The 21425-nt window shown below is 42.8% G+C and carries 15 protein-coding genes; 8 read left to right on the top strand and 7 right to left on the bottom strand.

Going from position 1 to position 21425, the window contains the following annotated elements; genetic code table 11:
- Positions 1 to 7 precede the first annotated feature (7 nt).
- Entirely contained in the window at positions 8 to 778 is a 771-nt protein-coding gene (locus MKY99_RS18265; protein WP_076286264.1) for a glucose 1-dehydrogenase, read from the top strand.
- 81 nt (positions 779 to 859) lie between these two features.
- On the opposite strand, the gene MKY99_RS18260 is transcribed toward MKY99_RS18265, so the two are convergent.
- The 6 genes from MKY99_RS18260 to MKY99_RS18235 form a co-directional block, all read right to left on the bottom strand.
- Positions 860 to 2320 carry an ABC transporter substrate-binding protein gene (locus MKY99_RS18260; RefSeq protein ID WP_339265560.1) on the bottom strand — a complete coding sequence of 487 codons (1461 nt, stop codon included), beginning with the start codon at positions 2318 to 2320 and terminating at the stop codon, positions 860 to 862.
- A 51-nt stretch (positions 2321 to 2371) separates the two neighbouring features.
- Positions 2372 to 3124, bottom strand: coding sequence for a response regulator (locus tag MKY99_RS18255; RefSeq protein WP_076286262.1), 753 nt, complete (start codon positions 3122 to 3124; stop codon positions 2372 to 2374).
- Positions 3102 to 4853 carry a histidine kinase gene (locus MKY99_RS18250; RefSeq protein WP_076286261.1) on the bottom strand — a complete coding sequence of 584 codons (1752 nt, stop codon included), beginning with the start codon at positions 4851 to 4853 and terminating at the stop codon, positions 3102 to 3104. The genes MKY99_RS18255 and MKY99_RS18250 overlap by 23 nt, the downstream gene beginning before the upstream one ends.
- Positions 4854 to 4991: 138 nt before the next feature.
- Complete coding sequence (locus MKY99_RS18245) at positions 4992 to 6491, bottom strand: ABC transporter substrate-binding protein (protein ID WP_076286260.1); 1500 nt, start codon at positions 6489 to 6491, stop codon at positions 4992 to 4994.
- A 69-nt stretch (positions 6492 to 6560) separates the two neighbouring features.
- On the bottom strand, positions 6561 to 7487 hold the full coding sequence (locus MKY99_RS18240) for a carbohydrate ABC transporter permease (protein WP_076286259.1): 927 nt from the start codon (positions 7485 to 7487) through the stop codon (positions 6561 to 6563).
- 11 nt (positions 7488 to 7498) lie between these two features.
- Positions 7499 to 8449, bottom strand: coding sequence for an ABC transporter permease subunit (locus MKY99_RS18235; protein ID WP_339265554.1), 951 nt, complete (start codon positions 8447 to 8449; stop codon positions 7499 to 7501).
- Positions 8450 to 8952: 503 nt separating this feature from the next.
- On the opposite strand from MKY99_RS18235, the gene MKY99_RS18230 reads away from it, so the two are divergent.
- The 3 genes from MKY99_RS18230 to MKY99_RS18220 are packed head-to-tail and all read left to right on the top strand — an operon-like array spanning position 8953 to position 12474.
- Positions 8953 to 9900, top strand: a complete 948-nt coding sequence (locus MKY99_RS18230; protein WP_076300648.1) for an ABC transporter permease subunit — start codon at positions 8953 to 8955, stop codon at positions 9898 to 9900.
- Positions 9901 to 9916: 16 nt separating this feature from the next.
- Positions 9917 to 10825, top strand: coding sequence for a carbohydrate ABC transporter permease (locus MKY99_RS18225; RefSeq protein ID WP_076286257.1), 909 nt, complete (start codon positions 9917 to 9919; stop codon positions 10823 to 10825).
- 35 nt (positions 10826 to 10860) lie between these two features.
- Entirely contained in the window at positions 10861 to 12474 is a 1614-nt protein-coding gene (locus MKY99_RS18220; RefSeq protein WP_076286256.1) for an extracellular solute-binding protein, read from the top strand.
- 93 nt (positions 12475 to 12567) lie between these two features.
- On the opposite strand, the gene MKY99_RS18215 is transcribed toward MKY99_RS18220, so the two are convergent.
- Positions 12568 to 14829 carry a helix-turn-helix domain-containing protein gene (locus MKY99_RS18215; protein WP_339265551.1) on the bottom strand — a complete coding sequence of 754 codons (2262 nt, stop codon included), beginning with the start codon at positions 14827 to 14829 and terminating at the stop codon, positions 12568 to 12570.
- A 216-nt stretch (positions 14830 to 15045) separates the two neighbouring features.
- On the opposite strand from MKY99_RS18215, the gene MKY99_RS18210 reads away from it, so the two are divergent.
- Genes MKY99_RS18210 through MKY99_RS18195 form a run of 4 tightly spaced genes read left to right on the top strand, consistent with a single transcriptional unit; the run spans position 15046 to position 21425 of the window.
- The gene (locus MKY99_RS18210) at positions 15046 to 16434 is read left to right on the top strand and encodes an alpha-L-fucosidase (protein ID WP_339265549.1); all 1389 of its coding nucleotides are present in this window, start codon (positions 15046 to 15048) and stop codon (positions 16432 to 16434) included.
- Between the two features lie 27 nt (positions 16435 to 16461).
- Entirely contained in the window at positions 16462 to 17748 is a 1287-nt protein-coding gene (locus MKY99_RS18205) for an alpha-L-fucosidase (RefSeq protein ID WP_339265547.1), read from the top strand.
- A 29-nt stretch (positions 17749 to 17777) separates the two neighbouring features.
- A complete protein-coding gene (locus tag MKY99_RS18200; RefSeq protein WP_076300649.1) occupies positions 17778 to 18803 on the top strand; it encodes a carbohydrate-binding family 9-like protein in 1026 nt (341 codons plus the stop codon).
- 6 nt (positions 18804 to 18809) lie between these two features.
- A complete protein-coding gene (locus MKY99_RS18195) occupies positions 18810 to 21425 on the top strand; it encodes a transglutaminase domain-containing protein (protein ID WP_339265545.1) in 2616 nt (871 codons plus the stop codon).

The following is a 21425-nucleotide window of genomic DNA, read 5'->3' as shown; positions in this document are numbered from 1 at the left end:
TGTTCCTATGTTTGACGATTTACAGGGAAAGGTATTTATTGTCACAGGTGCAGCGCAAGGCATTGGTAGAGGGATCGCGCTTCGCTTGGGCAAAGAAAAATGTAAAGTCGTTATCAATTTTACGAGTGATCAAAGTAAAGCTTTAGCCGAGGAAGCGATTGCGCTCATTGAAGCCTCAGGCGGGCAAGCTGTTGCGTGCCAAGGTGATGTAGGACAAGTGGATACCGCCAATAAATTAGTTGATGTGGCGGTAGGTCATTTCGGAACATTACATGGAATTGTTAATAATGCAGGGGTACAGTCTCAATATCCATCGGAGCAATTACCTATAGATGAGTGGAATCGGATCATGGATGTGAATCTGCGCGGAACATTCCTAGGGTGCCAAGAAACGATTAAATATCTCCTGAAGAAAGATATGCAGGGAAGTATTGTGAATGTATCGAGCGTGCATCAACAGATTCCTAAGCCTCAATATGTACATTATGCTTCGTCCAAAGGTGGGTTAAAGCTACTAACTGAATCATTAGCACGTGAATATGCCGATCGAGGAATTCGGATTAATGCCGTTGCTCCTGGAGCGATTGATACGCCTATGAACGGTAAATTACTCAGTGATCCGCAGATTACTGAACAAATATTGAACAAAATTCCTTCACGTCAAATTGGAACACCGGAACAAATTGCAGCACCTGTAGCTTGGTTACTGTCTCAAGAAGCAAGCTATGTGACGGGAGTTACGATATTTGCTGATGGTGGAATGGTCCTGTATCCGTAGAGTATTTGATGAATATGTATGTGTAAAAACCCCATGAAGCACTTCATGGGGTTTTTACATGAAACTATGAAAGGATAAAACTTAATTGGAATGATGCTCCTGCCAAGTATTTAACTGCGCTTGAATGGCTTTGCGTACGTCGTCGATACCTGCTTCGTGCAACTCTTGATTGAATTTGGGCAGAAAGGTGTCTACATCGACGCTGCCGGTCATGAGAATCGGATAATATTTATTCCAGACGATTTCGATCTCATCGACTTGCTCAGATAGCGAGGAAAGGTCTGGATTAAAGCCGAGTACTTTAGATTCCACCACTTTAGCATTGTACGCTCTGTATTGTTCCCATTTATCTAGCGGATCAGGATATTTTCCACCAAGTGTTTTTAAGATAAACCAATTGCCTTGTGTATACTGTATCCCAGTATAATTTGGTGAAACGAGGACAACCTGGCCCACTTTGTTTAAATTGTAATGGACTCCTTCGATCCCATAGTTGAATAAATTACGTAATTCGGGATCGGTATTTAATAAATTTAGAAATTTAATACTTTCCTCCGGATGCTTCGTATTTGCATTTACAGTCATCATGCCACCAAGAACGGATTCTGTCGTTGCCACTTCTTGTGTTACCGGATGAGCGACCACTTGATAGCCCAGATCCTTACTCCAAACACTCTCGGATAGCGGGCCTCCGCTTGCGGATTTCCAGAAAACTTTCAACCCGCGTTGAAGTGAACTTGGTTCACGCAGCGCAGCATCTTTATTAATGAAACCAAGTTGATAGTATCGTCGAACGGTCTTTAAAATTTGTTTGGCTTCATCCGTTTCGAAAATATTGACGATCGAAGCATTTGATTGTGTCGATTGAATCATTAATGGAATTTTATAGTTCGTTATATATTCATATCCATACATCTTAAAGAAATTATGAGCATCCCGGTTAAATTCCATGGGCAAGTAATCGGGCTCATTTATTTGAATCATACGTAACAGTGGCTCTAGCGATTCTAGCGTGTTGTATTTCGTAATATCAATGTGATATTTCTTTACAAGATCAGCGGGATACATCCAATGCTCAACTACGGCTAATTCTTTATTCGTCGGTATGCCGTAAATGCTGCCATCAGGTAAACGGACACCTTTCCAGAACATTGGATCAATTGCATTATACATGTCCTTGCCTTGGTTCATTAAATAGTCATTCAGCTTCAACCACTTTCCCTGTTTTGCATACGTAGAGTAATCCGGCGCAAAGGCAATATCAAAGGGGGTATCGGATGAAATAATTGTATTTAATCGGCTATCGTATTCTTGCCAGCCAATTTTGTTATAGGTGATCGTAATGCCGATTTTACGCAAAAGGACTTCATTTATTTTGTCATTCACCTTACGTAGATCATTGTCCGGCTCGCCGATCGTATAATAAATAAGGTTAACGGGCGTTTCATTATTAGATATTGGAGCCTCTGTATGTTTGGTGCAACCGATTAATTGAATGATTAGTAATAGAAAAAGGCCAAAGATAAACCAACGTTTATACATGACATGCATCTCCTTGACTCGTTCTTGGTAGCAAATCGTTGTCTAACTTTTTTAGCGCAGATCGGAAGGAGATTTTCCGTAATAGCTATGGAAATGTGTGTAGAAATAATTCATATTATTATATCCGACTGAACATGCGATCCAATGGATTTTCTCATTCGTGGTCTGGATAAGCTCTTTAGCACGTTGCATGCGATACAGCATTAAATATTCGGAAAGCTTCATATTCGTTTCTTTAATGAACAATTGCCCGAGATAGGTGCTATTCATTTGAAAACGATCGGCGACAGATTTTAATGTAATATTCTGATTGAAATCTTCTCTGACCATGAGCAAAATACGATTTACTAGCTTCGATAACGAATCGTAAGGAACACCCATGACTGGATCCAAGTGGGCAGTGCTCGTCTGTGGATCCCCAATGCTACCATGAAGATCGTCAACAATTATTTTCTCGATAACTTGCTGTAGCTTTTCTTTCTCTAATGGCTTTAATAAATAATCTTTGACCCCACATCGGATAGCCTGTTGAGCGTAGCTAAAATCACTATACCCGCTCATAATTATATATTTCGTAGGAAGTTGAACTTCATTGAGTTGTCGAATGGCATCATAACCAAGATTTTTACCAATACATACATCAAAAATAGCGATATCAGGAATTAATTGTACGGCTCTGGATACAGCAGCATCCGTCGAAACACAGGTTTCGACATAATCAAATCCATAGTGCTTCCAATCTAGAATTCGTTTCATGCCTTCTAAAATTTGTGGCTCGTCATCAACGATTAAAAGTTTGTACATCTCTAGTCACCTCTTTAGAAATCTGTACAGAAATCCTTACGCCTGCTTCATCATTGTTCTCAATGTGCATTGAAAAACCTTCATCATAGTAAAAGCTTAATCTTGCATAAACATTATATAAACCAATACTCTTGGTCGATATTTCATGTTTACTAGACAGTATTCGTCGTATATCGGCTAAGCGTTCTTCCTCAATCCACACCCCGTTATCAATAAATTCCAATCTGTAGTAATGCTCATCTTCGCTACCCTTGACGACAAATAAATTAAATTCTTTCTCTTTGTCAAAGCCATGAATGAAAAAGTTCTCCGCCAAAGGCTGCATCCAAAATTTAATGGTGGGTACATCGAGTAACGAATCTTCCATATCAATTTGGTAATAAAAGTGGTCAGGATACTTGAACTCCATAATTTTTAAATATTTTTCGAGTAGCTCTAACTCGCTTCCAATAGAGATAATGTTCTCTTTTTTTACCATTTCACGATAAAGGGCACCTAAGGTAGCAATCGCATCGGCTGTATGCGCATCTTGATTGACTAATGCGGTAGAACGAATGACCTCCAAGGTGTTATATAGAAAATGAGGATTAATTTGATGCTGTAGCGCTTTCATTTCAGCTTCTTGCTGTTTCAATTTTAGCAAATATTCATTACGAATATGTTTATCTAACTTGTGAATCATGTCATCCACTTCACGTGCAATCATACCATATTCATTTCGACGATAGCGTGCAGGTTTGTTTGGAGTGAAGTTCGCTGTCTTCACGCGTTTTATAGACTGAATAATACGGTGCAGGAATCGTGCGTCATCTCGCAGGTTATAGACAACGAGTAAAAGAACACAGGTCATGGCTGTTAAAATAACTAGAAATAATAAAATAAGCGTAGACGCATGCTGCTGAACCAATACCTTTAATTCAATGGTGCTAACAAACTTATAATTAAATTTGGTAGATGGAAAAGTGACATAGAAAATGGGAGACATCCAGTTTTTTAGTATTACACCATGCGTATTTTTATTGGCAATGGCCTGCTGAATGATCTGCTCAGACATTGTATTGTCGTTGCCAATCAGATACACTTCTCCTGATTCATTAATCGCTGCTGCATGGCCAAGCTGATAATTATTAACGATGCTAAAAATTCGCTCACTGCTAATTTGAAAGCGAATTTCGGCGGAACCCTCCGCAAGCTGAAGCAATTTTTTGCGATATACAAACCCCCGTTGATTATTCTCAGTAAACATAAGATCATCATTGGATAGACCAAACTGGAAGTGGGGAATGCCATTACTATTAAAGTCTATAACATTGCCTTGCTTCACTGTATGAACACTAATTTGTGTAATATCTCCTTGCGCCCAATTGTACAGATAAGTTTTCACATCTTCAGGAAAAGAGATAAGCGGTCGTTGATTGAATGTACTGTTCTTTAATCGTTTAGTAAGATACTCATCAATGGTTGGACTTAGAAAATAGCTAGCATCGTTCATCAAATCTTGATTTGAATAAATACGCTGCATATAAGCTTCAATACGATCTGCGTCATTCTGTAAGTTGTTCTCTGTGCGAGAAAAGGCATTTGCAGCCTCGATGCGGGCATTACCAACGGACTGATTGATGACGATGGCACTGGTTAGTGCTCCTAACGTCAGTCCGATTAACAGAATGAATATCACATAGGTCCAAAATTTACTACGATAAATTTTAATGCGTAGAAACGTATTCATGTGGCACCTCAATACATGTTGGTTGTAATTGAATATAGTACAAAAAGATCTATATAATCAATTACAACTTGCCTATTCTACAACAAAAGCACATGGTATAGTTGTCAAACTATACCATGTGTCGTATTGGTGTATGGCTTACTTGAAATAATTATCGATTTCTTCCTGCGCTTTTTGAATTATTTTATCCAGTCCGGCTTTTTTCAATTCGTCTAACATTTTTGGTACAATCTTCTCTGGGTCAGAAGCACCTGTTAGCAATTCGTATTTATATTTATCAAATGTAGATTGTGCGTTCGCAACTTCTGTCTGAATTTCGCTGATATCGAGTGCGAAGCCTAGAACAGTGGAGGCTACAGCTTGTTCATTTAATTTCTTCACTTGGTCCCATTGATCTTCAGGTGCGCCTTTGGTTATAGCCATATTGAAGAAGGTACCTTGTGAGTAAGCAGCTAGCGGCCATGTATCCGATGTGCGCTCGATAACGTTATCTTTACCATCTACATATTTGAAATCAACGCCTTCTTCACCAAATGCTAGCATATTACGGAGCTTTGAATCTGTGTTTACTAATTGCAGATATTTCAAAGCTTCATTTTTGTACTTGGAATTCGCAGAGATTGCGTTTAAGGAGCCTTGAATTGTACTTGTCGTATAAAGAGGACCAAATGTTTTGTTCATAACAAATTTTTCTACGCCCGCATTGATTTGCATCGCGATCTCTGCACCTGGGAAGGCTTGTTGCGTACCAAATGGGTTATATTTTTCTTTTTCTGTTTTGGTTGGAGCATCTGGGTTGATGATTCCATCCTGATACCATTTATGAAGCAATTTCAAATTTGCCATGACATCAGGCTGTTCGAAAACAGAGATCACCTTGCGAGAAGGATCATCTACTTTTACACCTACAGGGAAGAATCCTAGCGTTAAATCATCATAGTTATTGAACATTCCGGAGAAGGCTTCACTTTGAATAAGTCGTAGTGGGTAGAAGCTTTTTCCTTCACCAGCTTTTATATCATGAAGTGGCTTATCTAAATCTTGCATCGATGTAATGTTCTGGTAATCGATGTTGTATTTCTGTACGAGCTTGTCATCATAGCTCCAATATTGAGAAACAGATGAGTCTTTATAGGTTGGTACTGCGTAGTATTTCCCGCCAATTTTTGTGCCATCCCATACTTCGGACGGAATGGATTTGTACAGATCAGGGGCTTCGCTTTGGACTAAATCCGTGATGTCCGTAAGAGCTCCCATCGCGACTTGTTTACTGTACTTCGTGTTATTCGTGAACATCATGTCGAACGGCTCACCTGTGTTCACAATGGTGTTCATCTTCGTATCCCATTCGCCCCAGCTGGCCACACGAAGATCGACTTTTACCCCGATTTTCTCCGCAGTATATTCATTCATCTTGTCAATTGCTTTACTAAAGTTCGCAGGAAGTGGCGTATTACCGATCTGCCACCATACCAGGGTCGGAATATCCTTTTTACCTGCTGCTTCTGTTGATGTAGAGTTGTTTGATGGTTCATTCGTCGATGAAGCCGAGTTGTTGGAACTACCGCATGCTGCTAAGGCGGATCCCATTAATGTCAGAATACAGAGTGTTGAGGCAATCTTGAAGATTTTCTTCACTTTAACTCCCCCTATGGATTGGTTGTTTGCTATATCATAAACCAGTATAAATTTGGCTTACTTCGTAATTTAGCCTTTGACTGCGCCGACTGTCAGACCAGAAATGAAATATCTCTGGAAGAATGGATATGCACAAGCAACAGGCAAGATGATGAGGATGGCGACCGCCATACGCGCGGACTCTTTAGGCATTTTCGCGATGAGCTCTGCAGAACTAACGCCCATACTTGAAGCATTTCTGGCAAGTGCATCGGCATTGGTCATTAGATTGTTAAGCAACGCCTGTAACGAGTAGAGATTCGGGTTATCAATATACAACATGGATTGGAACCAGTCGTTCCAATAGTTGAAGCATAGGAACAATCCTATCGTTGCGAGAACAGGTAGCGATATAGGCAATATGATCGAGAAGAAGATCCTAATTTGATTAGCACCATCAATTTCTGCCGATTCGATTACACCATCTGGAATCGTGCTTGTGAAAAAGGTTTTACAAATAATGACGTTAAAGGATGAGACTGCAAGCGGTAAGATCAGAGCCCAGAAACTATCCTTCAGCCCTAGTAAGTTTGCATTGATGAAATAACTGGATACGAGACCACCATTGAAAACCATTGGAATGAATACGATCCAAGTCAGAAAGCTTTTTAACTTGTAAGACGGGCGTGAAATAACATAACCCATCGATGTTGTAAGAAGGACGCCAAGTACAGTACCTACTACAGTGACAAGGGTCGAGGTGCCTAGAGCACGTAGAATCATCTTTCCTTGCTTAGCAATAAAACTGTAAGCTTCAAAAGAAAAATCGGCTGGAAAGATACTGTAGCCAACGTCTCGGATATAAGATTCATTGGTTAATGAAATCGATAATACGACGATAACGGGCACAACACAGGCAAGTGCGATGACCAGAAAAATGGAGTTAAATAGGATGTTAATTCCTTTACTTGTTCGATTAAACTTATCAAGCCCGGATTCATAGGTTTTTGTTGCCATGTTCTTACCTCCTAAATCATTGCGCTATCTGGATCAATCTTCTTCACAATCCAGTTGGCGGACAGAATCGTAATACATCCCAAAACGGATTGAACAAATGCAGCAGCAGATGCCATACCGATCGTTGCGCTTTTCAGTTGCTTATAGACGAGGACATCAACGGTCGTGGCCACATTATATAAGGAGTTAGAATCACGCGTGACCTGGAAGAAGAGACCGAAGTCGGTATAGAATATCCGTCCGACCGACAGGATGAACATCATCACGATCACCAGTTTGAGTAAAGGTAGTGTGATGAAGCGAGTCTGTTGCCAAATTGAGGCTCCATCAATGACAGCGGCTTCATAATACGAACTATCGATCGCTGTAATGGTAGCGAGATAGATAATCATGCCATAGCCGATTCCTTTCCATATATTTAATAGAACGAGAATGTAAGGCCAATACTCAGGCTGCATGTACCAATTCACGGGATCATGTCCGATGCTGCCGAGAAATTGATTCAGGATCCCTTTGTCAAAGCTGAAGAATGCCCAACCGACTGCAGAGATGACGACCCAAGATAGGAAATAAGGGAGGAACATCATCGTTTGATACACTTTGCTGGCTTTGCGATTATGGAGTAATCCAATCATGATCGCGAACAACACTGGGAGTACGATGCCCGTAATAATAAAAATGATGTTATACCCAATCGTATTGCGGATAATAATCCAGGCATCATTGGATTTAAATAAAAATTCGAAGTTTTTAAAACCGACCCAAGGACTATTTACTACATTGCTAATAAAGCCCCCAGAAATTTTGAACTGCTTGAAAGCGATGATAATGCCGAACATGGGTAAGTAACAAAACAGAATGTACCAAATCGTTGTGGGAATGGCTAATAGTGTTAATTCAAAATCTTGTTTCCTCCAAGTAAAGCGCTTTCTACGCTTCAGTTGTTCAGGTTTTGCGCTCATCTCGTTCACTCCTTCATGTAAGTCATTTGTAAATTCACACGCTCTTGAAACCGCTTTACGCAAGTTCATTGTATAAGAGCAATGCGAGTATCATCCAGATAACAAACATGATTTATTAGTCAACAAACGTTAGATTATGTGTGAATTGAGTTGTACTACGCAAAAAAAACACATGTTGTGGAGATTTACATACATTGCCCTGTGTGCAGGTGAGCATGGTAATACAACGAAATGATCAACGAGAAAGCACAAGAATGACATACTGTCATGATGCCCACATAGCGTTGTGACGCGGTTATTCCCGCACTACAACACGTAATTTTTGACAAGCGAGAATGACATATTTACGATTGGGTCAATTGTTTATATTGTAAATGTAAGCGCTAACAACAATGCGATAGATAACAATGCACCAGATAATGATGCTCACTCGATGATCTGAGTGTTCTCATCATTACCTACAAGGAGGGGATGTCGCGATGCATGAAACGGAAAGCGTACACATGCGAACTGTGAATTCAGAACCGAAAGAAAAGCGTAAGGGCAGAAACGAGACATGGAAGAAGATTTGGCAGAATTGGGAGCTTTACATTTTTATCGCACCCGCATTTTTTTACTTCCTCATTTTCAGCTATGGACCGATGTATGGGATTCAGATTGCTTTTAAGAATTACATACCGTCAAAAGGCTATTTTGGCAGTGAGTGGGTTGGCTTTGATCATTTCATTCGATTTTTTAACTCGTATTATTTCTGGGATTTGCTGTGGAACACGCTTAGTATTAGCTTGTATGAATTAGCCATTGGATTCCCAATCCCAATTATTCTGGCGCTTGCGTTTAACGAAGTGAAGGATGGCTTCTTCAAGCGACTTGTTCAGACCGTTACTTATGCTCCTCATTTCATTTCTGTCGTTGTTATGGCGGGGATGATTATTACCTTCTTGTCTCCATCGAACGGAATGATTATTCATGCCATTGAAAGCTTAGGCTTTAGTGCACCGCAGTTTCTGACAAGCCCTGGTTGGTTTAAGACGATGTATGTATTCTCAGGCGTGTGGCAGAGTGCGGGGTGGGGGACGATTATTTATTTGGCGGCACTCTCGGGAGTAGACCCAGGCTTGCATGAAGCGGCAATTATTGACGGAGCCTCTCGCTTCCAGCGTGTTCGCCACATCAATATTCCAACGCTTATACCGACCATGACCATTCTATTAATTCTAAATATGGGTGGCTTGTTAAGTGTAGGTTTTGAGAAAATATTACTTCTGCAAAATTCATTGAATATGTCAAGCTCTGACGTGATTTCAACCTTTGTCTATCGATCTGGTCTTGTCGATGCGCAATATAGCTTCTCAACAGCTGTTGGTTTATTTAACTCCATTGTGAATTGCATCCTGCTTATTACGGTGAATCAAATTGTCCGCCGTACGAGCGAGAACAGTCTATGGTAGAAGGAGGTTGGAATTTATGGTATCAGGTATAAAGCTATCTAAGCGAGATCGAATATTTCTAATTTGCACCTATACGTATGTGACAATTGCATTGTTGTTAGTCGCATATCCCATCTTATATATTATTAGCGCATCTATCAGTGATCCGAAGATGGTTGCTTCCGGTGAAATGTGGCTTCTTCCAAAAGGTATTACCTTTAAGGGGTATGAAATTGTATTTCAGAACTCGAAGATTTGGACGGGGTATGGAAATACGATTTTGTATACATTGCTAGGCACAACGATTAACTTGGTCGTTACGATGCCAGCGGCATATGCACTCAGTCGTAAGGACTTTGTAGGTCGTGGGTTTTTCATGGGGATGTTCATGGTAACGATGTTCATTGGAGGGGGTCTCGTCCCTACATACATGTTGGTAAAAGGGCTAGGCATGGTCAACACGATGTGGGCACTAGTACTTCCTGGCGCAGCGTCAATCTGGAATATTATTGTCTCTCGTACCTTCTTCGCGAACTCCATTCCAGCTGAGCTACAAGATGCGGCTCAAATCGATGGCGCGACGAATATTCGCTTATTCCTGCGGATTGTTCTCCCGTTATCGATGCCAATTATCGCAGTTATGGCCTTATTCTACGGGGTAGGGCATTGGAACAGCTATTTCGGCGCCATGATCTACCTGAATGATGATGCGAAGTATCCATTGCAGCTTGTGCTTCGTCAGATTCTCGTGCTTCAGGAAATGCAATCTCAAGTAGGTGGCATTATCGATGCGACAGCTGCAGCAGCCCAGAACAACAAGGCAGAAATTGCTTCACTTGTGAAGTATGGGGTCATTATCGTATCTACGCTTCCGATTATTGTTGTCTATCCATTCTTACAGCGTTATTTCGTGCAAGGTGTCATGATTGGCTCTGTTAAGGGTTGATCTTAAGATACAAATAACAAAGGGGAGGTTTTTGTATGACGATTTATCGTAAAGCTGGACTCATGTTGTTAGTTCTTTCCATGTCAATGTCTATTCTTACTGCATGTGGATCAAGTAGCGATAAGGGGACAGCAAGCACAGAAGGCTCAGACACAGCCACAGAGGTTCATAAGACGGGCTTTCCTATCGTGGATAAACCGATTGAGCTATCCATTATGGCACCGGATATAGGACGTCAGGATTGGAACAAGATGCCTGTTATTCAGGAATACGAGAAGATGACGAATATTAAGTTAAAGATTCAAAACGCCCCACAAGACAGCTTTGAGACGAAAAAGAATTTGGTATTTGCAAGCGGTACGCTTCCCGATATTTTCTATGCGGCGGATCTAAAAGGATCGGATCAAGTTACCTACGGAAGTCAAGGATTGTTGCTGCCTTTAGAAAAATACATTGATGAGGGCTACGCACCTAATTTAAAAAAAATTCTCGATGCAAATCCGGATATTCGCAAATCAATGACAACACCAGATGGACATATCTATGCACTACGCAATATTCAGCCATCTGCGGTATGGTATCGTGGACCGATGTGGTATAACGGGAAGTTCTTGAAGAAGTTCGGCATGGAAAACAAATTACCGCAGACAACAGAAGAGCTATACAACTATTTGAAGAAGGTTAAAGAGGAAGATGCGAACGGAAACGGTAAAGACGATGAGGTTCCTCTATCCTCTGTGAAATTAGATGATTTACGGATGTTCTTCCTCGGATTCTGGGGGATGTATAACGAGGATATCTACGTAGATAAGGAGAACAAAGTACACTTTCCACAAGCTGAACCAGCCTACAAAGAATATTTAACCTTCTTGAATCGCTTATGGAACGAGGATTTGCTGGATCATGAAACATTCTCTCAAACCGATGAGCAGAAGAAAGCAAAAGGGAAAAACAATCAAGTGGCCTTATTCTCCGATTATTTCCCATACTTCACGCTTGGTGGTGAACCGAGTGAAGATAACCCGATGATGCAGCCTGTATCTAGTGATATTGCTGGAACACCTGTATACGGCAAGCATCCTGGTATTAACACCATTGGCGGTTTCGCGATTTCAAACACGAACCCGAACCCGGAAGCAAGTATGCGCTGGATTGATTACCAATTTAGCGAAGAAGGGTATTCCTTCTGGGCGTATGGACCTGAAGGTACGTTATTTAAATACAAAGATAAAGCAACAGGCGAGAAAGAATGGCTGCCAGTTCCAGATGGTACGGATCGTGAAGAATACCGCGGTACAATCACGCCAAACTACGGGATTAATACACCAGGTTCCTATGAGAACAGCTATGTTTTAGGTCTTCGTACTAGCTTTGATGACTGGATTGACAAAGAAACAGCTACAAAGCTTACACCTATTGCAAAGACTCCCTTCCCATCGGTATTCCTGACGGTAGACCAACAGACGGAAATCAAAACACTCCGTTCCGATTTGGATAAATACGTGAAGGAAATGGAAGCGAAATTCGTTACAGGCGCAGAGCCATTATCCAATTGGGACAAATATATCGCTCAAATGAAAAAAATGGGGTATGAGAAGCTCGAATCAACGTATCAACAAGCATACGATACATGGGCTGCTAGCGAATAATTTGTAAAGCTTATACATTCTCATATTTTGAAAAACTTCCCGGTCATCCTAGGCATGACCGGGAAGTTATGATGAACCCTAAGCGAGGAAGGATTATACGGTATCGTTAGGCTCAGTATTGGGATGATTACTATTCATCTGTCGATACTGGCCCGGGGTATAACCGGTTTCCTTTTTGAATTTTCGAATAAAGTTTGGTGTGTCGAGGTAGCCGACGCGCTGGATAATATCTTTTAACGAATCACTTGTTATTACGAGCTGTTCCTTGACCTTATCTAATCGTTTTTGCCAAATATATTGGACGAAGTTGATGCCGACCTTATCCTTGAATGAACGACTGAGATGGGAAGGTGAAATCGTAAACGCAGCAGAAACAGATTCAAGGCTAAGTGAATGATCAACATAGTGCTGGTCGATAAAAGCAACGATATGATCCATGAGTGAATGTTCTTCTTTTTTATGCGTCTGCTCTACCTGTGTACAAATCTGAGTGGCTAAACGGTAGAAATTCTGCTCTATAAGATGGACGGGACCATTCATGAAATGGGGAGAAGCAGACTGCATCATGTTATCCATCTTTAGCTCAACTGCAGTTTTGAGCATGGTATTCAGCAGGTCGAACAATACGCATCGCATCAGCAGGGTAGATCGTTGTTTATTATCAAGCCCATGGATGGCTGTGTGAATAATTTGTTTGGCGACTTCGTAGTTGCCCTGCTTCAAGCTTTGTGCAAGCTTTAATAGCTCGTTACTAGGGAGTAACACTGTTTGATCATGGGCACTGGATAGCTTTTCAAAATACACGGTGGTTCCATGCTCGGTCGATTTACGCAATTCGAAGGCGGAGCAAGCCTCAACAAAGGATTGATTAAGCTGCTGAGGGCTCTCATAACATTTGCCTACACCGATCATCGGGTGGATATCCATTATGCCTAACGTATATTCACGGATCGCATCCACGATGTGAACGATTTGTGCAGCGAGTGCCTCATCATCTTCGAGCTGTAAGCTCACAATGAGTGCGAGCTGATCCAATTGCGGGAGCTCTACACCGTATACTTGTGTAGCAAGCGCTGGAAATTCAATAAACGCAAGCTTGCGATGTACTTCTTGTCGCGCCTGAAGATGCTGTTGTTCTAAGTCATCCCAGCCCATCATCATGACAAAATGATGACTTTGGTCGAAGTGCAGATGAAAGGTATCGAATATTCCATGCGTCATCATTTGTGCATGTCCATGCTTTAATAGCATGGAGAGAACATGGTTGCGTGCATAGGGCTCTTGGAGATCAACCTTGGAGCTATACTGCTGTAATGTTGTTCGTATATACTCGAGCTCATTTCCGGAGGCCGGTGTATCTGTTTTTTTGTTCGTGAAGCGAACGAGCTCAGCAATCGGAAGATATTGCATCCGAGCGAATAATAGAGCGATGGCCGTTCCTACAATGGCGATCACAATGAATAAAATAATGATGAAGCTCCGAACATTAAGTACGCTACTGAAAAATTGATTACTCGCCATTAAAGTCACATATGACCAGCCATTGACATCCGATGTGACGGAAATAACCGAATGATCTTCGTTGTCTATCGATAGATTATGTATGCCGGGTGGAAGCTCTGATAACCGTTGGATATCCTGTTGGCTAGCTGTATCTCCATGGCCACTATAGGATAAAACACGTCCATGATTATCAAAAATATACGTTAATCCTCGATAGTTACCGAGAACGGAATCGATCAGATATGCCAACTCTTTCTCTTTAATGAGGTACATGACAGAAGCATATGGATCTGAGGTGTTGGGAATGATCGGCAGGATATAGGTTAATACAGATTGCTCGAGTGGTGAATTTTGATTCAGCATGTTCGTAAGTCGAATAGATGGAAATTTGGACGAGTTTAAAGCAGTCACAAGTTCATCATTCTTCCAGCTTCCAAACTGATAGGAGCTACGAAATACATCCAGGCTATACATGCCATGGTTGGAATAAATATTAGGGTCATGATGATAGTACAGAAATATATCCTCCACAATGGAATTGGAAGACTTGTAGCTATCTAGTGCCGCTATGGCATCACGACTTTCATAAGGATCCAGTATGCGATAATGAGCGAGACGAGCGTCGTATGACATCCGTGACGCCATATCTCTTAAATCATTCATGCGTCCATCCACCACCGTTTTAATTTGGGTGAGCTGATTAAAGTGAGCATTTTCAATCTCCTTTTGTAAATTATCGGTAGCATTTCGGTAAATGAAAACGATTACAAGTATAAGCGGAATAAGAAGGATAAGTAGATACGAACCGGTGAATTTCAGAAACAATTTCGATTTGAAATAGTTATAGTTCAAAGTGTTTTCCCCCTTTTTATGGCGTATACATGGAGATGTTCCTATCAAGCTATGAATACAGCAAGATATAGATCGGCGCTTGAATACTTATTTATATTCCATAATAGGATGTTTATAGCGGATATTTATTATTATGTCAAATGTTTTTTTGAAAATATATCATACTAAATCAATAGAATCGCAGCCTCAGAAGAGCTGCATGGAGGTCGTGCAAAAATGAGTGATGCTAATGTTGTCGAAGAGCAAATTGTTGTTGAAGGAGTTCACAATTACAGCACAGAGGAGGAGTACGTTAAGCCGGAGGATTCGCAGCTATTAGATCAGCTGGAATGGTTCAAGGATCAGAAGCTGGGCTTGATGATGCATTGGGGACCTTATTCGCAGCTTGGACTTGTTGAATCGTGGGCGCTTAGTGATAAGGATGGAGATTGGTCACGAGATGATATTGATTGGGGAGTTGATTCGGCGGAATTGAAGCGGCAATACTTCGGGCTGAATAAAACCTTTAATCCGCTCCGTTTCGAACCTGAGAAGTGGGCAGAGGTTGCGGCAGAGGGTGGCTTTAAATATTTGAACTTTACGACGAAGCATCATGATGGCTTCTGTATGTGGGACACGCAGACAACAGACTATCGCATTACGGGCAAGGATTGTCCTTTCCATGCACATAAGTACGCGGATATTTGTAAGAACGTATTTGATGCTTTTCGGGCCAAGGGACTTGGGATCTCCGCCTACTTCTCCAAAGCCGATTGGCACACACCAACATACTGGGCCCCAGGTATGGAGACGGGGACGTTCATGAATCGAGGTCCTTCGTATCCAACACAAGATTATCCATGGCTATGGGAGCAATTCGTACAGTTCACACATGATCAGATCATGGAATTGATGACGAAATATGGCCGGATTGAAATGCTCTGGTTGGATGCGGGGTGGGTATGTCCACAGAATAAGAATAATCCACAGGATATTCGGTTGGGTGAAGTGGTGGAGAAGGCACGTCAGCAGCAGCCATGGCTGCTAAGTGCAGACCGTACCGTTGGCGGCCCGTATGAGAATGTCGTTACACCTGAACAAACGTTGCCCGAGCATCCCCTGCTTATTCCATGGGAGAGCTGTATTACGATGGGGACAGCGTTCTCTTATCGGTACGAGGATCACTACAAGACGACACGTCAATTAATCCATTTGCTCGTTGAAGTTGTAGCTAAAGGCGGAAACCTGGCACTTAATGTCGCTCCACAACCAGATGGCCGCTTGTCACCAACAGCGTTGGATCGGATGAAAGGAATGGGCGCTTGGCTCAAAGTCCATGGTGAGGCGATTTATGGAACACGCATATGTGCGCCATACTCTGCTGGAAATACACATTTCACGAAAAAAGGCGATATCACCTATGCCATTCATTTGTACCCGAAAGAGCAGGAAACGGTGAGCAAAGTAATTTGTATTCCACTCGAGCAGGCTGTAACGCAAATGGATCTTGTTGGCGGACAAGAAAATCTAACATTCGAACGAACAACAACGGGATTGATCGTTCATTTACCAGAGAGCGAGCTTACGGGAGTTGCCCCAATTGCACATGTATTTCGCATAAAATAACGAGTTGAACTATGGGAGGAAGAGCAGATGCAACAATGGTTTACGGACGCAAAGCTAGGAATTTTCATTCACTATGGGATTTATGCGGTGCAAGGTGTAGCGGAATCATGGTCGTTTTATAACGGGAAAATGTCACATGGGGAGTATATGAAGCAGTTGGATGGTTTTACAGCGTCCAAATTCGATGCGAAGCATTGGGCAGATATCATTGCGAGGTCAGGTGCAAAATATTCTGTGCTTACAACCAAGCATCATGATGGTGTTGCGTTGTTCGATACGCAGTACAGTGATTTGAGCGTCATGAAGGCGACACTAGCCAAGCGGGATATTGTAAAAGAATGGTCCAATGCGATCCGTGAACGTGGTCTGCATGTAGGCATGTATTATTCCTTAATTGACTGGTCTCATCCCGATTATCCTTCCGTATTCGAGAGTGGTATCGTACCGGCTGATTTGAGTCAGGTGAATCGTTTCTCAAGTCCGGTAGATGGCATACAGGATGAAGAGACATGGCAGAAATTCCTCGCGTTTAACAATAATCAGCTACGTGAAATCATGACGAATTACGGTACTGTCGATTTATTATGGTTCGATGGTGACTGGGAGCGTAGTGCAGAACAGTGGGGGCTGCCAGCATTCAAGGAATATTTGAGATCCTTGTCTCCGAATGTGATTATCAACTCACGCTTGCAAGGGCATGGCGATTATAAGACACCAGAGCAGGGCATTCCCATTACTCGCCCAGAAGGCGCTTGGGAATTCTGTACGACTATTAATACATCTTGGGGCTATGTCCACGATGATCATAAATATAAATCCTTGAACCAAATTATCCGCATGTTCTGCGATTGCATCAGTATGGGCGGAAATATGTTGCTGGATATTGGACCGATGGAGGATGGCACCATTGATCCAAGACAGGAGGACATTCTTCTGGGACTAGGTGACTGGATTCGTGCACACGAGGAGGCAATCTACGGTACGCAGGATGGAATTATGACACGCTATTATCTGGGTGGGAGTACCTTATCCGCAGACAAGAAGACCTTATATTTATTCGTCTACGATGCGCCGAAGGAGAATATCTGTCTCAAGGGACTATGCAATCCGATCAAGAAAATTACGGTACTACACTCGGGCAAAGAGCTGACTCACGAAATTCATGGTGGTGTACCCTGGTTCGATATTCCGGGAACGACGTGGATTCATATGACACCAACGGACACGCATGAGCAGGTAAGCGTGCTTAAGCTGGAATTTGATGAAGAGGTTAGGATGTACGGTGGAGCTGGCACTGTTGTTACGCATAACTAAATGCCGAAGGGAAGGAGAGGTCAACGATGATGAACCGAAGTGGAGTACCAGAACCGCAAGTTGTGACATATGCGCCTAAGCATTATTTATGCAAAAGAGCGACGGAGTCGCTTGTCTTAGATGGGAAGCTGGATAAGCCCTTTTGGCAGCATGCAACATGGACGGATGATTTCGTAGATATTGAAGGGGACCAACGTCCGCTACCCGCGAAGCAGACACGTGTAAAGATGCTATGGGATGATGAGTATTTTTACTTTGGTGCAGAGCTGATGGAGGATCAGATCTGGGGCACGCTGACTGAACGTGATTCCGTTATTTTCTATGATAATGATTTTGAGATCTTTATCGATCCAACAGGGGATTCACATCAATATTACGAGTTTGAGATTAACGCTTTGAACACGGTGTGGGACTTACTGCTTGTGAAACCATATCGTGACGGGGGACCTCCAATTAATGGATGGGATATCCAAGGTCTGAAAACAGCTATTCATATCGAAGGGGAGTTAAATAACCCGCATGCTGATCATCGGAAATGGACGATTGAAGTTGCCATGCCATGGCGTAGTTTGAAAGAATGTGCTGCGAATAGACAACCACCTGTTGCAGGTGAATTCTGGCGTGTTAATTTCTCTCGTGTTGAATGGCGGACTGAGGTTGTGGACGATCAGTACCGCAAAGTTATGAACCCGGATACTGGAAAGCCTTATCCGGAAGACAACTGGGTATGGTCACCTCAGGGGATTATCAATATGCATTATCCAGAGCTATGGGGTTATGTGATGTTCGTAGGTGTTGATGGCCCGCAGTCATTCGACATGCCTACGGATGAACTGGTGAAATGGCAGCTCCGTAAGCTGTATTATCGTGAACGTAATTATTTTGAAGCACATGGACACTATGCAGCAACGTTCGAGCTGCTGCGAGGTGAAGATGATTGGAGCATTGAGCCTCACATGGAGATAACGAGTAAATCATTCCATATCTCAGCTCTAACAACCGATGGAACCGCTCGCCTATATATTCGCGAAGACGGCTTACTGTGGAAGGAGTAATCATTCATGACCATGTTGACCCCTACCTCAGTATTTTCATTGTCGCAGGAAGCCTTAGCGTTCATTGAGCAGAAGTTTCAGGCCAAGAAACAGCTCGCCAGATCACGTGAGCAGCAGCTATTCCATGTATTCGAGCACGAGCTAACGGCAGAAGAAGCTTGGGCATTAAAGCTACTCTTCGCGTATATGCCAGCCAATGACTTGGCGGATTATAACGGGGAGCTTTTCTTCAATCATGTAAGAACGATGCTGCAGATTCGCCGCGATATGCCATGGCAAGTACCTGATCATTTATTTTTACATTTCGTGCTACCGTATCGAGTGAATACTGAGAACATTGAAGAGCATCGCCATATTATTCATGAACAGTTAGCGGAACGAACACGTAATCTTCCCATGAAGGAAGCGATTCTAGAGGCCAATTACTGGTGCCACGAAGTGGCGACGTACACTGGGAGCGATCTGCGGACGATTTCACCATTAACGATGATGCGAAATGCACGCGGTCGTTGTGGGGAAGAATCTACGCTAGCTGTAGCAGCGCTTCGTAGTATCGGGATCCCTGCACGTCAAGTGTATACCCCGCGTTGGGCGCATTGTGACGATAACCACGCATGGGTGGAGGCATGGGCTGATGGTGAATGGTATTTCATTGGGGCTTGTGAGCCGGAAGCGCGTCATAATCAAGGATGGTTTGGCCCACCAGCGCGCCGAGCCATGCTCATTAACACACGTATTTTCGCGAATTATGAAGGACCCGAAGATATTACACTCGCAGATGAATGGTTTACTGAAATTAATGTACTAGAAAATTATGCGCCTACGAAGACAATTACGGTACATGTAAAAGATGCATGCGGACAGCCCGTGCAAGCTGCAGAGGTGCAATTCCAGTTATATAACATGGCGGAATTTTACCCAATTGCCAGCATTCCGTCTAATGCACAGGGGGAAGCTTCGTTCAAGACAGGTCTTGGTGACCTCATCATTCGTGCAGCGAAGGACGGCATTTGGGGAGAAATGAAAATATCCATGGCTGATTGTGAGCACATTGAGCTTGTATTGAATCAAGAGGATCAGCCACTTGTAGGAACGATCGTTAACTATGATATGGTTCCACCACCAGCGCGTGAAGGCGAGGTCATGGAGGACTTGTCCGAGGCACGGATAGAGCGACACAATAAGCGTTTGGAGGAAGGAATCGCGATTCGTGCACATTATGAAGCGACGTTCTTGAATGAAGAAGCTGCGAGGAAGCTCGGAGAATCGCTTGATCTATCAGCGGATCGAGTATGGAACGTACTTCAGACAGCACGTGGCAATAGTGCTGAGATCGCAGCTTATCTAAGTAAAGCAACACCTCTATATGGAGAATGGGCATTACGATTATTGGAGTGTGTTCATGACAAGGATCTCATCGATACATTCCTTCCAACCCTTATAGATCATGTGGCTGGTGCGCTTGCTGTACGTGGTGAGCTCACGGAGGACGTCTTCATTCCCTACATTTTGTGTCCTCGCGTTCATTACGAGATGATTACACCGTATCGTACATTTTTCCAACAAGCCTTCACTTCAGAAGAAGTGGAATTGTTCCGTGAGGACCCAACGAAGCTTGTTCAATTCATCGATGAAGCGTGGGATATATGGAAAGATCTACCGAATTTGCAAGGGAAGGGTACTGTTGTTGGAACTTTCGAACTGCGTGTAGGAGATCGTAGCTCTCTCGATATTATGTTCGTATCTATATGTCGTAGCCTAGGCATTCCAGCGCGACTGCATCCCATTGAGGCTAAGCCGCAATTTATGGTGAATGGTCATTTTGTGGATGCCCCATTTACGAAAGGTATAGTTGGAAATGAGGCAGCAGTAGCGAACGGAACTCTAATTATTCTTCGTGATCAGGATGCAGCGTCAGACCAGCCAGCGGCTGCATACTATGAGAATTTTACGATCGCTCGTCTGGAGAACGGTTTTTATAAAACGTTAAGCTACCCGCACGGCGCCAATAACATGTATGATACGCCCCTTGAGATGGAGCAGGGAGCATATCGTCTGACGACGGGGATTCGCTTGAAGGATGGAACCGTGCTGACCAAGCTCACCTATTTTGAAATGACAGAAGTCGAAGAGACGAAGCTGGTTATGAAGTATCGTCAAGCTACGCAGGACATTCCCGTGTATGGCAAGGTAGATCGATTCGAGAAGCTAGCTACATGGGATGGATCGGAGCAGATCTTCGCTGAGTTTCTGGGCAGTCAAGGCGCCTATGTCGCATGGCTGGAACCGGAACGGGAGCCTTCGAAGCATCTGCTTCGCGAGCTGTCGGAGTTGAAGCATGAGTTCGATATGATAGATGCTCCTATCATTCTTGTGGTGGGTGACAAGCAATGGACAACTTCATTTCAACCAGCCGATTATCCGAATCTTCCAGCAAGGACATTATTTGTACGGGATTCAACGTATCATCTATTACCTGAATTGTTTACAGTGGCCCAATCGAGTGAAGCAGGCTTCCCACATCTGATGATTCTAGATCGTGATGATCAGATTCGTTATATGTCTTCGGGATATAAGATTGCAGCCAGTAAGGAAGCGATGCAAATTTTATCGAGGATGTGA

The sequence above is a fragment of the Paenibacillus sp. FSL R5-0470 genome, from assembly GCF_037975205.1.
Lineage (GTDB): Bacteria > Bacillota > Bacilli > Paenibacillales > Paenibacillaceae > Paenibacillus_AQ.
This window is presented reverse-complemented; position numbering and strand designations above follow the sequence as displayed.

Bases quoted from the DNA above. Each gene is read 5' to 3' on its own strand.
- MKY99_RS18265 (WP_076286264.1), top strand. From the start codon at position 8: ATGTTTGACGATTTACAGGGAAAGGTATTTATTGTCACAGGTGCAGCG.
- MKY99_RS18255 (WP_076286262.1), bottom strand. From the start codon at position 3,124: ATGTACAAACTTTTAATCGTTGATGACGAGCCACAAATTTTAGAAGGC.
- MKY99_RS18225 (WP_076286257.1), top strand. From the start codon at position 9,917: ATGGTATCAGGTATAAAGCTATCTAAGCGAGATCGAATATTTCTAATT.
- MKY99_RS18205 (WP_339265547.1), top strand. From the start codon at position 16,462: ATGCAACAATGGTTTACGGACGCAAAGCTAGGAATTTTCATTCACTAT.
- MKY99_RS18210 (WP_339265549.1), top strand. From the start codon at position 15,046: ATGAGTGATGCTAATGTTGTCGAAGAGCAAATTGTTGTTGAAGGAGTT.
- MKY99_RS18220 (WP_076286256.1), top strand. From the start codon at position 10,861: ATGACGATTTATCGTAAAGCTGGACTCATGTTGTTAGTTCTTTCCATG.
- MKY99_RS18240 (WP_076286259.1), bottom strand. From the start codon at position 7,487: ATGGCAACAAAAACCTATGAATCCGGGCTTGATAAGTTTAATCGAACA.
- MKY99_RS18250 (WP_076286261.1), bottom strand. From the start codon at position 4,853: ATGAATACGTTTCTACGCATTAAAATTTATCGTAGTAAATTTTGGACC.
- MKY99_RS18260 (WP_339265560.1), bottom strand. From the start codon at position 2,320: ATGTATAAACGTTGGTTTATCTTTGGCCTTTTTCTATTACTAATCATT.
- MKY99_RS18235 (WP_339265554.1), bottom strand. From the start codon at position 8,449: ATGAGCGCAAAACCTGAACAACTGAAGCGTAGAAAGCGCTTTACTTGG.
- MKY99_RS18230 (WP_076300648.1), top strand. From the start codon at position 8,953: ATGCGAACTGTGAATTCAGAACCGAAAGAAAAGCGTAAGGGCAGAAAC.
- MKY99_RS18200 (WP_076300649.1), top strand. From the start codon at position 17,778: ATGAACCGAAGTGGAGTACCAGAACCGCAAGTTGTGACATATGCGCCT.
- MKY99_RS18195 (WP_339265545.1), top strand. From the start codon at position 18,810: ATGACCATGTTGACCCCTACCTCAGTATTTTCATTGTCGCAGGAAGCC.